Origin of the sequence: Aurantimonas sp. HBX-1 (assembly GCF_021391535.1) — a bacterium.
GTDB lineage: Bacteria > Pseudomonadota > Alphaproteobacteria > Rhizobiales > Rhizobiaceae > Aurantimonas.
The window spans coordinates 2832620-2845686 of record NZ_CP090066.1; the positions used below are offsets into that span (position 1 = coordinate 2832620).

Below are 13067 nucleotides of genomic sequence, written 5' to 3' on the forward strand. Positions count from 1 at the left end.
AGATCACACATTGACTTTCAGCGGCATCGCCAGCTGGGAGAACCTATTGTCTTAAGTTGTGTGTTGACCACTTGGTCAAGCTGATAGCCAAACAGTCCAAAGTCCTGCCGCCCTTGAGCGACTTTCCCAATATGCAGAACTCTGACAATTATCTGCGGGTGCGTGCCACTGAGTAAGTTCTCGATTTCGTTGTCTGTGATCGCTAGACCTGTTCCGGCCCTGACATTCTCACATAATGCTACTTTAGGAAGCCCAGGACATGCCAGCCCGCGAAGCTCCCTGTTCAAAAGCTCGTAATTAAATATGTAAAAGTCTTCCATATTTTTCTCGGACAATAGTCTTACTGAATAGCTATCCGCCTCGTATTCCAACCGGTGGCAATAGCTTTGTTGATCTATGTCAGAATCGATGTTGTGCGCTGAAAAATGGAATCGTCCCTTGTGCCGCTGAAGAAGATGGCCTAGTTCGTGTGCAAGAATCCAAGTCATCAGATTTATCCGCACACTATCAATCTCCTCTTCATTCTCTGGTACTACGTTTCGTTCCACAATGATGCCGTCGTCATTCGAAACCGTGACCTCTCTCTGATGGAAATCGAAATACGCCTCAAGTGACCGGATCAGCTCTACATCACAAACAATCGTTCTTTCGTCACCGACGTAAGAGCAATTTTTCTCTTTTATATTTTTAGGAAACGCATTTCTCGTTCGAGAATCAAATATAAACATATCAATATCAGCTGAAGGTTCTTTCGGATTGACATATATGTTTCTTGGAATGTCTAGTCGAGCGAGAGCTATATTGGTTAGATCAATCCATTCCTTATCTGCATTGAATTTTTCCAGTTCGTAATAGGTCTGGTGCTCAATAAATAAGCGCGAGACCGTAGCGCCAATGAAGACAACTGAAACTATCATAATTAATCTGCGGTCTTGAGGCCTGAAACGCTCCAGCATTAGACCGACTCCCTCTCGGCTCCTCTTAGAACGGACTCGCAGAAAAATCCTGACTGAAAAGCTACAATAAAAGCTAAAACATAGTCTGGCTGCTCTTGCGCGGCAACATAAACACCGGAAAACACAATTGGCGAGAGAAGCATTGCCCGCCATAGCTCCGGACTGCGAAACACTAGCTTAAAAGCTGCCCAACTGATCGGGTTCTTTCGCATTCCCCAAGCTCTGTGTATGGCTCCAAACACGATTCCCACGACCATGGCCAGGGCCGAAAGGATGATCTTAAAGTAGCCAGATCCATCATTCTCCGCAAAACTCAGAGGTTCAACGGCTGCATAGCGGTAGAATACGAACAGAATGATAAGCAAAAACGCGCTGGATAGGATCAATCTCTGCATAAACGGGCCTTTCGCGCGAAATCAATGGTTACGGATGGACTACTCAGTTAATTTAATAGCATTTTCCCAATTTTGATGACTAATATTAGCATAGGTTCGCGGCCTCTTGTAGCCCTTAGGGAATGCTACTTAGCAAGTCGTTTCAGACGAATGACGGGACCGTCCGCAGATTGACCATTTCCGGCGACGTCACGTAATGGCGCTTTGCACCCGAAAACCGTCCTCTCCGTCTGAAACAGAATGCGTAATTCTGTTTCAACCCCGTCTCAAGCAGGGGGACAAGCGCAGCCCCCATCGCTCGGCCGCCTTGCCCTCGACCTTGCCGCCCGAAACGCCGGGGCAGGCGCGCCGCTCCCGTCCGCACCCTTGCAACTTGCCCGTCTCTGGCGCTAGGCATCCTCTGCAGGATCTGCCGGCGCCTGTCAGAGGGCTGCCGCGTCGAATGCGTTGGGACGCGCGCGGCGGGGCGGCCGGACGGGCCGAGCCGGGCGGACCACCTTGGGAGGAAAGACCATGCTGAAACGCTTGCTGGGTGCCGCGCTGATCGCCGGCATCACCGCGACGGGCGCCCTCGCCCAGACCGAAAGCTACGCGATCATCGCGCCGGCTTCGCCCGGCGGCGGCTGGGACCAGACCGCCCGCACCATGCAGACTGCGATGCAGGAAGCCGGCGTCGCGGGCGACGTGCAGGTCGTCAACGTTCCCGGCGCCGGCGGCACGATCGGCCTGGCGCAGTTCATCTCGCAGGACAGCGGCGATCCGACGAAGCTGATCGTCGGCGGCTACGTCATGGTCGGTGCGATCTTGACCAACAATTCGCCCTACTCGCTCGACGACGTCACCCCGATCGCCCGGCTCACCGGCGAATACGAGGCGATCGTCGTGCCGGCGGCCTCGCCGTTCAAGACGATCGACGATCTCGTCGCCGCGATGAAGGCCGATCCCGGCGCCGTGGCGATCGCCGGCGGCTCGGCCGGCGGCACCGACCACATCGCCGCCGGCCTTCTGGCGGAAGCCGCCGGCGTCGACCCGAAGCAGATCAACTACATCGCCTTCTCCGGCGGCGGCGAGGCGCTGGCGGCGATTCTCGGCCAGCAGGTCGCGGCCGGCATCTCCGGCTACGGCGAGTTCGAGTCGCAGATCGCCGCCGGCACGCTGCGCCTCCTGGCGATGACCAGCGACGAGCCGATCGAGGGCATCGACGCGCCGACGCTGAAGAGCTCGGGCCTCGACGTGGTGATCCAGAACTGGCGCATGGTCGCGGCCGCGCCGGACATCACCGACGAAGAGAAGGCGCAGATCACCGCCGACATCGAGAAGATGGTGAAGTCCGAAGAGTGGCAGGAAGCGCTGGAGCGCAACGGCTGGGAGGACACCTATCTCTCCGGCGAGGCCTTCACCGAGCAGCTGGCAAAGGACGTCGACAAGACCCGCGCCATCCTCAAGACCATCGGCCTCGTCCAGTAATGACCGACGACGTCCCGTCCTCCGGGACCAGCCGCCGCCCCGACTGGGCGGCGGTCGCCATCGGCGTCGCGCTGCTGGCGCTCGCCGGGGTGATCTTCTGGAACACGCTGCTGGTCACCGGCGGCGCCTATACGCAGATCGGCCCGAAGGCGTTTCCCTACGCCATCGCGGCCTTTCTCGGCGTGCTGTCGATCTGGACGATCGCCAGCGCGATGAAGGGCGGCTTTCCCGAACGGGAGCACGACGCCGTCGGGCCGATCGTCTGGATCGTCGGGGGGCTGACCGCGCAGCTGCTGCTGCTCGACGTCGCCGGCTTCTCCCTCGCGACGGGCCTGCTGTTCGCGGCCACCGCCAAGGCGTTCGGGCGGGGGCCCCTCTGGAAGACCATCCCGATCGGCATCCTTTTGTCGCTGGCGCTCTGGCTGCTGTTCACCAAGCTTCTCAAGCTCTCGCTGCCGGCAGGGCCGCTGGAGCGACTTTTCGGCTGAGGGCCGGCAGGAATCGCCATGGACACGTTCGTGCTTCTCGGCCAGGGCATCCTCACCGCCCTCGAGCCCACCAATCTGATGTACGCGCTGATCGGCGTGACGCTCGGCACCGCGGTCGGCGTGCTGCCCGGGATCGGCCCGGCGCTGACCGTGGCGCTGCTGCTGCCGGTGACCTACCAGCTCGACGCGGCCGGCTCGCTGATCATGTTCGCCGGCATCTACTATGGCGGCATGTATGGCGGCTCGACCACCTCGATCCTCCTGAACACGCCCGGCGAGAGCGCCTCGATCGTCACGGCGCTGGAGGGCAACAAGATGGCCCGCGCGGGCCGCGGCGGCCCGGCACTGGCGACAGCCGCGATCGGCTCCTTCGTCGCCGGCCTGATCGCCACGATGGGCCTGGCGCTCATCGCGCCGGTGATCGTGCGCTTCGCGCTCTCGTTCGGGCCGGCGGAATATTTCGCGCTGATGGTGCTGGCCTTCGTGACGGTCTCGGCCGCCTTCGGCGATTCCACCCTGCGCGGCCTCACCGCGCTCGGCATCGGCCTGGCGCTCGGCCTCGTCGGCATCGATTTGCAGACCGGCCAGGCGCGGCTCAGCTTCGGGGTGCCCGACCTCTACGACGGCATCGAGGTGACGACGCTCGCCGTCGCGCTGTTCGCCATCGGCGAGACGCTGACCGTCGCCGCCTCCTCGCAGCGCCTGCAGGAAAAGGTCGAGGCGATCCGCGGCTCGGTGTGGATGACCAGGGAAGACTGGAAGCGCTCGTGGAAGCCGTGGCTGCGCGGCACGGTGATCGGCTTTCCGATCGGCGCGATGCCGGCCGGCGGCGCCGAGATCGGCACGTTTCTCTCCTATGCCACCGAGAAGCAGCTGGCGAAGCACCCGGAGGAGTTCGGCCACGGCGCCATCGAGGGCGTCGCGGGACCGGAAGCCGCCAACAACGCTTCGGCCGCCGGCACGCTGGTGCCGCTGCTGACGCTCGGCCTGCCGACCACGGCGACGGCGGCGATCATGCTCGCCGGCTTCCAGCAGTTCGGCCTGCAGCCGGGGCCGCTGCTCTTCGCGACGCGGCCGGAACTGGTCTGGGGGCTGATTGCCAGCCTGCTCGTCGCCAACCTGATGCTGCTGGTGCTCAACCTGCCGCTGGTCGGGCTCTGGGTGCGGCTCCTGACGATCCCGCGGCCGTGGCTCTATGCCGGCATTCTGGTCTTCGCGACGCTCGGCACGATCGGCGCCAACCCGTCGCCGGTCGAGCTCGGCATGCTGCTCGGCTTCGGCCTGCTCGGCTACATGCTGCGCCGCTTCGGCTATCCGATCGCGCCGGTGGTGGTGGGGCTGATCCTCGGGCCGCTGGCGGAACAGCAGCTGCGGCGGGCGCTGGCGATCAGCCAGGGCGACCCGACGGTGCTGATCAGCTCGCCGCTGACGATCATCCTGTTGTCGCTGGCGCTGATCGCCCTGGTGCTGCCGCTCTACATGCGCGCCCGCGGCCGCGGCCAGGTGCTCAGCCAGATGGCCGCCGACGAGGACTGAGGTCCCCGCCGGCGCTCTCGTCTCAGAGCGTTGCCTGCAGCTCGTCGAGGCTCTTGCGGGTGGTCTCGACGATCAGGTCGATATGGGCCTTCTCGATGATCAGCGGCGGGCAGTAGGCGAGCGAGTCGCCGATCGGCCGGGAGATGACGCCGTTCTTCTGCAGGATGGCGAAGGCCTGGGCGCCGAGGGCGCCGGGCTTCTCCAGTCCCGTCTTGGCCGCCTTGTCGGTGACCAGCTCGACCGCGGCGATCAGGCCGACGCCGCGCACTTCGCCGACCAGCGGATGGTCTTCCAGGGTCCTGAGGCCCGCCTGCATCAGCGCGCCCATCTCGCGGGCCCGGCCGACGAGGCCGCGCTCCTCGATGATGTCGAGATTTTCCAGCGCCACTGCGGCTGCCACCGGATGGCCGGAGGCGGTGTAGCCGTGGCCGAACGTGCCGATCTCCGACGACTGGTCGGCCACCGGCTGGTAGACGCGGTCGTTGATCAGGAGCGCCGAGATCGGCAGATAAGACGACGACAGCGCCTTCGACAGCGTCATGATGTCGGGCTCGATCTTGTAGGTCTGGCAGCCGAACATCTCGCCGGTGCGCCCGAACCCGCAGATCACCTCGTCGGCGACCAGCAGGATGTCGTGCCGCTTCAGCACCGCCTGGATCTTCTCCCAGTAGGTCGCCGGCGGCACGACGACGCCGCCCGCGCCCATCACCGGCTCGCCGATGAAGGCGGCGATCGTGTCCGGGCCCTCGGCCTGGATCAGCGCTTCCAGATCCTCGGCGCAGCGGGTGGCGAAGGCCTCCTCGCTCTCGCCGTCACGCCCCTCGCGCCAGTAATGCGGGCAGGTCGTGTGGAAGATGCCCTCCATCGGCAGATCGAAGGCGCGGTGGTTGTTGGGAAGGCCCGTGAGGCTGGCCGACGCCAGGGTCACGCCATGGTAGCCGCGGATGCGGCTGATGATCTTCTTCTTCTGCGGCTGGCCGAGCGCGTTGGAGCGGTAGCGCACCAGCTTGATCATCGTGTCGTTGGCTTCGGAGCCGGAATTGGTGAAATAGGCCTTCGACATCGGCACCGGCGCCATGGCGACCAGCCGCTCGGCGAGCTCGATCGCCGGTCCGTGCGATTTGTGCGTGAAGGTGTGGTAGTAGTTGAGCTGCGCCATCTGCCGGCTTGCCGCCTCGACCAGGCGCTTCTCGCCGAAGCCCACAGCCACCGACCAGAGCCCCGCCATCGCCTCGATGTAGCGGTTGCCATCGGTGTCCGTGACGAACACCCCCTCGCCCTTCTCGATGATGATCGGCCCGACCGCCTCGTGCTGGCGGGCGTTGGTGTAGGAATGGAGGTGGTACGCGATGTCGCGGGCCTCGATCGAGTTGGGCTGCACGGTCATGAAGGTCTCCGGGTCTGGTGCCTGCGGCACGGCGTCGTCGGCTCGCGGGACAGGCGGCCGGCGTGGCGCGGCGAGCCATCGCCCGCGGCTCGCCGCTAGCGGTAGGCCCTCGCAGGCATGGGGGTCAAGGACAGCGGGCGAGCTATTCCCCGGCCGCATGGAAGCTTCCCGAATGCGTCCCTACCGGCGGCCGGCGCGCATCGCGATATGGAGGACAAGATACAAGGAGAGTTCCATGTCCCAGCCCAGTTTCGCCGGCAGGTTCGCCAGCCGCGTCCGTGGCTTCGCCAGCATCATGGTGCATTCGAACCGTTGCGCCGCCGCCGTCGAGGCCGGCCGTCGCCCCGATCCGCGCTCGCTGCGGGCGCTCGGCATCGACCCGGCACATTTCGACAACCTCTGAACGCCGACCGGCCGCAGCTTTCGCTGCGGCACGCGCCCTTTCGGCAGGCACGACCGACCTGATCGGGATCGGCGGCGTGGCCGTCGCCGCTGCTACTGGCCGCTGGCGCTTTCCGTCGCCGGGCGCGCCGGCAGCACCGGCGCATCCTCGGCCGGCGGGTTCGCCTCGAGGTCGGCGATCAGAAGCTTCATCTCGGCGATCTCGCGCACCTGCGCCTCGATGATCTCGTCGGCGAGCTGACGCACCCGCGGATCGGAGATCTCGGCCCGCTCGCTGGTCATGATCGCGATCGAATGGTGCGGGATCATCGCCTTCATGTAGGCGACGTCGCCGACCGTCGTCTGGCTGCGCACCAGGAACAGCGACGCCGCGAAGACCACCACCGCCCCTGCGATGATGGCGAAGTTGGCAGCCTTGTTCCGGTACATGGACCACATGAAGCCGAGCATGATGACCGCCATCACCGCGCCCATGTAGATCGCCATCCAGGTCCGCGTCTGGCTGTAGAACACGTGGTCCAGCGCGTAGGTGTTGAGATACATCAGGCCGAACATGACGACCGTCGAGGTGACGATCATGGCGGCGAAGCGGGCGTAGGTCATCGGGCATTCCTTTCATTTCCTGTCAGGACGGAATGCATCGCGTCCGAGATGGATGCGTCCCGGGGCCCTCAGGCCGCGAGCGCCGTGCCGCTGCCCTCGCCCCGGAACAGCGCGTTGACGAGATCGGTCTGCGTCACCAGGCCGATGAGCCGGCCCGCGGAATCCGTGACCGGCGTATGGTGGACCCCGGCCTCCCCCATCAGCCTGACGAGATCGGCGATCGGCGTATCGGCGGACGCCCGGTAGGGCACGCCCCCCATGATCCGCTCCACGGTGCTGCGCACCGAGAGCCCGGCCGCCAGGCCGCTGCGCAGGCGACCCGCGGTGCGCAGCGACGGACGCCCGACGCCGCGGCCGATCGCCTCGACGAAGTCCTCCGGCCGCAGCATGCCGACGACGACGCCGTTGCCGTCGGTGACGGGCAGCACCCGCAGGCCGCGCGAGTGCATGATGTCCCAGGCGTTGGCGATGCTCTCGTGCGGGGACACCGTGATGATGTGGCGCGACATGACATCGCCGCAGAGCAGGCCGCCGGAGCGCCGGCGGAAGGCTTCCTCCTCGGCCGCCCGCAGGATCGTCACGAGATCCTCGGGCGCGACGTCGATCACCTCGTTCTGCTCGCGCAGCACCGTGCGCAGGTCGTCGAGCGTGAAGCCGGTCCGCTCGCGCGGCGCCGCGTCGGCGGTTCCGTGCCGCGAGGCCGGCCTGCGCGCCAGCCAGTGCGGGTAGCGGTGGCCGGTGAGATTGTGGAACGCGACGGCGACGAGAAGGATGAGCAGCGAGTTGAGCCCGACCGGGGCGAAGGCGAAGCCGTAGCCGAGCGTGTCGACGGCAGGCCCCGCGAGCACGGTGGTCACGGCGACAGCGCCGCCCGGCGGATGCAGGCAGCGCAGCAGGAACATCGTCACGATCGCGAGGCACACGGCGAGCGAGGCGGCGATCAGCGGATCGGGGATCCACATCCGGCAGGTGATGCCGATCAGGGCCGCCGAGACGTTGCCGCCGAGGATCGACCACGGCTGCGACAGCGGGCCCGAGGGGACGGCGAACAGCAGCACCGCGGATGCGCCCATGGGGGCGACGAGCAGCGGCACCGCCGTGTCGGGGCCGAGCGCCCAGCGCGTCACCAGCCCGGTGAGGGCGATGCCGATGAGGGCGCCGACCGCGGCGCGAAGCTGCTCGGCACGGCTGACCGGGGCAAGCCGCGGGACGAAGCGGGCGAGCGAGGCAGGCAGAGCGAAGGTCGATTTGAGCATCTTGCCGCTTTTGCGAGCGTTTCCATGCCGCGTCGCGTAGCATCATGCACAATCTTGCGCCAGCTTGCGGGACGAGCGGGTCGCTGCCGGCGCGGCGCCCCGGCCCGGGGCCCGCCCCCGCCGGGGCTGGTGACGGCTGATTTCGGCAAGGCATCGCGCTTGCCGAAGGCGACGCCGGCCGCATCGCCCGCGGCATTGACACCCGGCAATCCTGACGGGATGGTAAGGCTGGGAGAGGGACCCCACGACGACCAGTCAGCCATGATCGACGGTCATGGCCCGTATCGGGCGAGCCAAAAATGGCCGCTCCTTTCATGCCTATCTGGGAGGATACATGCTCAATCTCAAAACGGTGGCTTCCGCCGCGCTCGTGCTGGCCGGACTCGCGGCTTCCTCGCCGGTCCTGGCGCAGTCGGACTATCCGAACCGGCCGATCCAGATGATCGTGCCCTGGGGCGCCGGCGGCGGCACGGATGCGGTCGGCCGCGTCTTCGCCTCGCTGCTGCAGCAGGAGCTCGGGGTTCCCGTCAACGTCATCAACCGCACCGGCGGCTCCGGCGTCGTCGGGCATAGCGCCATCGCCAACGCCGAGCCGGACGGCTACACGCTGGGCATCGTGACGATCGAGATCGACATGATGCACTGGCAGGGCCTGACCGACCTGACCTACGAGGACTTCGACATCCTCGCCGTCGTCAATTCCGATCCGGGCGGCATCATGGTGTCGGCCGACTCCCCCTACCAGACCGCCGAGGAACTGCTCGCGGCCATCAAGGCGGAACCCGCCGGCACCTTCAAGGGCTCGGGCACCGGCCAGGGCGGCATCTGGCATCTCGGCCTCGCCGGCTGGCTGCTGTCGGAGGACCTTGCGCCGGACCAGGTGACCTGGGTGCCGAGCCAGGGCGCGGCGCCTGGCATCACCGACATGGTGGCCGGCGGCGTCGATCTCGTTCCCACGTCGCTCGCCGAGGGTCGCGCCATGATCGACGCGGGGCGGGTGCGGCCGCTGGCGACGATGTCGACCGAGCGGCAGCCGCTGTTCCCGGACGTGCCGACGCTGAAGGAAGCCGTCGGCTCCGACTGGACGCTGTCGGTCTGGCGCACCATTGCCGCGCCGAAGGGTCTGCCGGACGACGTTGCCGCCAAGCTCTCCGCCGCCATCGAGAAGGCCTACAATAGCGAGGAATACCAGACCTTCATGAAGGAGCGCGGCTTCGGCGTGCGCTGGGCCGCCGGCGAGGAGGCGACGAAGATCGTCGCCGAGGACGATGCCACCTTGGGCGAGATCATGAAGAAGGCCGGCCTCGCCAAGGAGTGACCCGGCCCGCAGCCCGTCGCCCGGTCGCGCCGCGACCGGGTGACGGCGGTTCGCCGCGTTCCTATCGCCCCTCCTTCGACGACCGGCGGTCCTGCGCCGCGCCGGTCCTGACGGGACTGCGCCCATGCGAATGAACGACCTGACCCTCGGCCTCGTGGTCCTTGCGGGCGCGGTGGCGATCTTCCTCTCGGCCCTGCAGTTCTCGCCGATCCCCGGCCAGGCCTACGGCGCCGAGACCATGCCGAAGGCGATCGCGCTGCTCACCTTCGGGCTCGGCCTCTATCTGGTCGGCAGGAGCCTTGCGGCGGGCGAGACCCGACCGGCCATGGTCCTCGCCGGCTGGACGCGGTCGCCGGCCTCGCTCCTCGGTCTCGCCGCCGCCATCGGCCTTGTGCTCGCCTACATCCTGTTCAGCGGGACGGTCGGTTTCCTGCCCATGGCCTTCATCGTCACCGCCGGGCTGATGCTGGTGCTCGGGGTGCGGCCGCTTACCGCGATCGCGGTGTCGCTGCTCGCCGTCGTGGTCATCCAGCAGGCCTTCGGCCGGCTGCTGCTGGTACCGCTTCCGCGCTCGGCGATGCTCGGCTTCCTCTGGTAGACGCCATGCCCGCCCTCGCCGACGCCTTCGCCCTCGTCTTCCAGCCCTACGTGCTGATGGTCATCCTCGGCTCGGCCTGCTTCGGCATGTTCGTCGGGGCAATTCCCGGCCTGACGGCCACGATGGCGACCGCGCTGCTCGTGCCGATCACCTTCTTCATGGACCCGGTTCCCGCCATCGGCGCCATCGTCACGGCAACCGCGATGGCGATCTTCGCCGGCGACATCCCGGGCGCCCTGCTGCGGATGCCCGGTACTCCGGCGAGCGCCGCCTATGTCGAGGATTCCTACCGGATGACGCGGAGCGGCCGCTCCGAGGAGGCGCTGGGCGCGGCGCTGGTCTTCTCCTCGATCGGCGGGCTGTTCGGCACGCTCGTCCTCGTCCTCGCCGCGCCGATGCTCGCCGAGGTGGCGCTCAAGTTCTCGTCCTTCGAGTATTTCTGGCTGGTGATCCTCGGGCTTTCCTGCGCCGTCTTCGTGTCGCCGGGATCGGTGGCGCGCGGCCTCATCTCGCTGGTCATCGGTCTGTTCGCCGCCACCGTCGGGATCGACAATCCGGCCGGCGAGCCGCGCTACACGTTCGGCGTCGTCGACCTGCTCGGCGGCGTCGAGTTCATCTCGGCGATGATCGGGCTGTTCGCGGTGTCGGAGGTGCTGCGCGCCGTCGTGCTGCGCTCCGACCGCCCGGCGGTCGCGCCATCGACCCGCTCCGGCATCTTCCGCAGCCAGATCAGGAACTTCAAGCTCTACCCAGTGCAGATCCTGCGCGGCAGCGTCGTCGGCACCGCCATCGGCGCGCTGCCGGGCGCCGGCGCCGACATCGCCGCCTGGATCTCCTACGCCATCAGCAAGCGCTTCTCCCGCCACAAGGAGAAGTTCGGGACCGGCCATGTCGAGGGCCTCGTCGAGGCGGGGGCCTCCAACAACGGCGCCGTCAGCGGCGCCTGGATCCCGGCCCTGGTCTTCGGCATCCCGGGCGACTCGATCACCGCGATCGTCATCGGCGTGCTCTACATCAAGGGCATCAATCCCGGGCCCACCGTGTTCCTCAACGATCCGCAGCTGGTCTACTCGATCTTCATCGTCTTCTTCATGGCCAACATCATCATGCTGCCGCTCGGCTGGGTGGCGATCAAGGGCGCGGGAACGCTGCTGGCGATCCCCGCCAAGGTGCTGATGCCGATCATCCTGATGTTCTGCATCGTCGGCTCCTTCGCCATCAACAACTCGCTGTTCGGCGTGATGATCATGCTCGGCTTCGGGATACTGGGCTTCCTGATGGAGGAGAACGACATCCCGATCGCGCCGGCGATCCTCGGCCTGGTGCTCGGGCCGATGCTGGAGCAGAACTTCATCACCTCGATGATCAAGGCGGACGGCAGCTTCCTCGCCTTCTTCGAGCGCCCGATCGCGGCCGGGCTCGGGATCTTCACCATGCTGGTCTGGTGCCTGCCGGTGGTGCTGATGCTGGTGGCGCGGCGGCGCAAGGCCGGCGATCCCTCGGCCCGGGCGGGCTGAGCGCGGCGCCCGGGCTTCAGTCGGGGGCCACGGCGGATCGCCCACGCCACGACCGCAGCGTCGCTTCTTTGCGACGTCAGCGACCCGGAAGCCTGAGGTCGCCGTCACGGGCCCGGGATCAGGGGCGGAACCTGCCTTCCGGCGGATAGGCCGGGTCGAAGAACTGCGGGACGGCCGTCGCGCCGAGCCCGACGACCGCATCCACGGCGCGATCGTCCTCGTCCCGCCAGGCAATCTCGAAGGCCTTGCGGTAGCTGCGCCACTGCTCGAGCGTGCGCGGGCCGGCGATCAGCCCGGTGACGGCCGGATTGGCCAGTGTCCAGGCAAGCGAGAAATCGGCGAGCGACATCTCCCGCGCCGCCGCCAGCCGGGCGAGCTCGTCGGCCGCCAGCAGCGAGGCGGGATGGAACTCGGCCTCCAGCATGCGCTTGTCGCCGCGCCCGGCGCGGCTTTCGGCCGAGGCCTGCGCGCCGGCGGCATATTTGCCGGTCAGGACGCCGCGCGCCAGCGGGCTGTAGACCATCGCGCCGACGCCGAAATGCCGGCAGGCCGGCAGCGTCTCGACCTCGGCGCTGCGGTTGAGCGGATGGTAGAGGAGCTGGTTGACGATGGGCCGGTCGATGCCCTCCCGGTCGCAGAGGGCGCAGATCTCCGCCATGCGCCAGGCGCGGAAGTTGGAGACGCCGAAATAGCGGATGGCGCCGGAGCGGATGAGGTCGGCGATGGCGCGGACCGTCTCGGCGGCCGGCGTGTCGCGGTCTTCCTTGTGCAGATAGAGGATGTCGACATAGTCGGTGCCGAGCCGCGACAGGCTCGCCCGGACCTCCTCATGTATCCACTTGCGCGACAGGCCGCGCCGGTTCGGCCCCTCGCCCATCGGATTGGCAAGCTTTGTCGCCAGGATCCAGCGGTCGCGGTCGGCGGCGATGGCGCGGCCGGTGATCTCCTCGGAACGGCCCACGGCGTAGGAATCGGCGGTGTCGATGAAATTGACGCCGATCGCGGCGGCGTCGTCGACGATGCGCCGCGCCTCCGCCTCCTCGGTGCGCGCCCCGAACATCATCGTGCCGAGGCAGAGCCGCGAGACGGTCACGCCGGACCGGCCGATGCGGCGCAGCGGGATGCTCGGGTTCGACATCGATTG

At 66.7% G+C, this 13067-nt stretch carries 13 protein-coding genes; 7 read left to right on the top strand and 6 right to left on the bottom strand.

Annotated features, from left to right (window positions below; all coding sequences use genetic code 11):
- Nucleotides 1–17 precede the first annotated feature (17 nt).
- Complete coding sequence (locus LXB15_RS13470; protein ID WP_233948939.1) at nucleotides 18–956, bottom strand: hypothetical protein; 939 nt, start codon at nucleotides 954–956, stop codon at nucleotides 18–20.
- Nucleotides 956–1351 (bottom strand): hypothetical protein, encoded by a 396-nt coding sequence (locus LXB15_RS13475; protein ID WP_233948940.1) that lies wholly within the window; start codon nucleotides 1349–1351, stop codon nucleotides 956–958. The genes LXB15_RS13470 and LXB15_RS13475 overlap by 1 nt, the downstream gene beginning before the upstream one ends.
- Before the next feature lie 516 nt (nucleotides 1352–1867).
- Between LXB15_RS13475 and LXB15_RS13480 the strand changes: the two genes are divergently transcribed.
- From LXB15_RS13480 to LXB15_RS13490, 3 genes are read left to right on the top strand one after another with little or no spacing between them, the layout of a single operon-like run.
- Nucleotides 1868–2818: a Bug family tripartite tricarboxylate transporter substrate binding protein gene (locus LXB15_RS13480; RefSeq protein WP_370640230.1), complete on the top strand. Its 951-nt coding sequence runs from the start codon at nucleotides 1868–1870 to the stop codon at nucleotides 2816–2818.
- Nucleotides 2818–3306 carry a tripartite tricarboxylate transporter TctB family protein gene (locus LXB15_RS13485; RefSeq protein ID WP_233948942.1) on the top strand — a complete coding sequence of 163 codons (489 nt, stop codon included), beginning with the start codon at nucleotides 2818–2820 and terminating at the stop codon, nucleotides 3304–3306. Before LXB15_RS13480 ends, LXB15_RS13485 begins: the two co-directional genes overlap by 1 nt.
- 18 nt (nucleotides 3307–3324) lie before the next feature.
- Nucleotides 3325–4842, top strand: a complete 1518-nt coding sequence (locus tag LXB15_RS13490; protein WP_233948943.1) for a tripartite tricarboxylate transporter permease — start codon at nucleotides 3325–3327, stop codon at nucleotides 4840–4842.
- A 22-nt stretch (nucleotides 4843–4864) separates the two neighbouring features.
- Here the strand turns inward: LXB15_RS13490 and LXB15_RS13495 are convergent, their stop codons facing one another.
- Nucleotides 4865–6229, bottom strand: a complete 1365-nt coding sequence (locus LXB15_RS13495; RefSeq protein ID WP_233948944.1) for an aspartate aminotransferase family protein — start codon at nucleotides 6227–6229, stop codon at nucleotides 4865–4867.
- Nucleotides 6230–6464: 235 nt separating this feature from the next.
- Between LXB15_RS13495 and LXB15_RS13500 the strand changes: the two genes are divergently transcribed.
- Nucleotides 6465–6632, top strand: coding sequence for a hypothetical protein (locus tag LXB15_RS13500; RefSeq protein WP_233948945.1), 168 nt, complete (start codon nucleotides 6465–6467; stop codon nucleotides 6630–6632).
- A 92-nt stretch (nucleotides 6633–6724) separates the two neighbouring features.
- Here the strand turns inward: LXB15_RS13500 and LXB15_RS13505 are convergent, their stop codons facing one another.
- On the bottom strand, nucleotides 6725–7234 hold the full coding sequence (locus LXB15_RS13505) for a DUF305 domain-containing protein (RefSeq protein WP_233948946.1): 510 nt from the start codon (nucleotides 7232–7234) through the stop codon (nucleotides 6725–6727).
- Nucleotides 7235–7302: 68 nt separating this feature from the next.
- Nucleotides 7303–8490, bottom strand: coding sequence for an HPP family protein (locus tag LXB15_RS13510; protein ID WP_233948947.1), 1188 nt, complete (start codon nucleotides 8488–8490; stop codon nucleotides 7303–7305).
- Nucleotides 8491–8824: 334 nt separating this feature from the next.
- Between LXB15_RS13510 and LXB15_RS13515 the strand changes: the two genes are divergently transcribed.
- The 3 genes from LXB15_RS13515 to LXB15_RS13525 all read left to right on the top strand — a co-directional run bounded on the left by LXB15_RS13515 (nucleotide 8825) and on the right by LXB15_RS13525 (nucleotide 11923).
- Entirely contained in the window at nucleotides 8825–9808 is a 984-nt protein-coding gene (locus tag LXB15_RS13515; RefSeq protein ID WP_233948948.1) for a tripartite tricarboxylate transporter substrate binding protein, read from the top strand.
- A 130-nt stretch (nucleotides 9809–9938) separates the two neighbouring features.
- On the top strand, nucleotides 9939–10406 hold the full coding sequence (locus tag LXB15_RS13520; RefSeq protein ID WP_233948949.1) for a tripartite tricarboxylate transporter TctB family protein: 468 nt from the start codon (nucleotides 9939–9941) through the stop codon (nucleotides 10404–10406).
- 5 nt (nucleotides 10407–10411) lie between these two features.
- Nucleotides 10412–11923 carry a tripartite tricarboxylate transporter permease gene (locus LXB15_RS13525; protein ID WP_233948950.1) on the top strand — a complete coding sequence of 504 codons (1512 nt, stop codon included), beginning with the start codon at nucleotides 10412–10414 and terminating at the stop codon, nucleotides 11921–11923.
- A gap of 118 nt (nucleotides 11924–12041) precedes the next feature.
- On the opposite strand, the gene LXB15_RS13530 is transcribed toward LXB15_RS13525, so the two are convergent.
- Nucleotides 12042–13046: an aldo/keto reductase gene (locus LXB15_RS13530; protein WP_233953169.1), complete on the bottom strand. Its 1005-nt coding sequence runs from the start codon at nucleotides 13044–13046 to the stop codon at nucleotides 12042–12044.
- Between the last annotated feature and the right edge of the window lie 21 nt (nucleotides 13047–13067).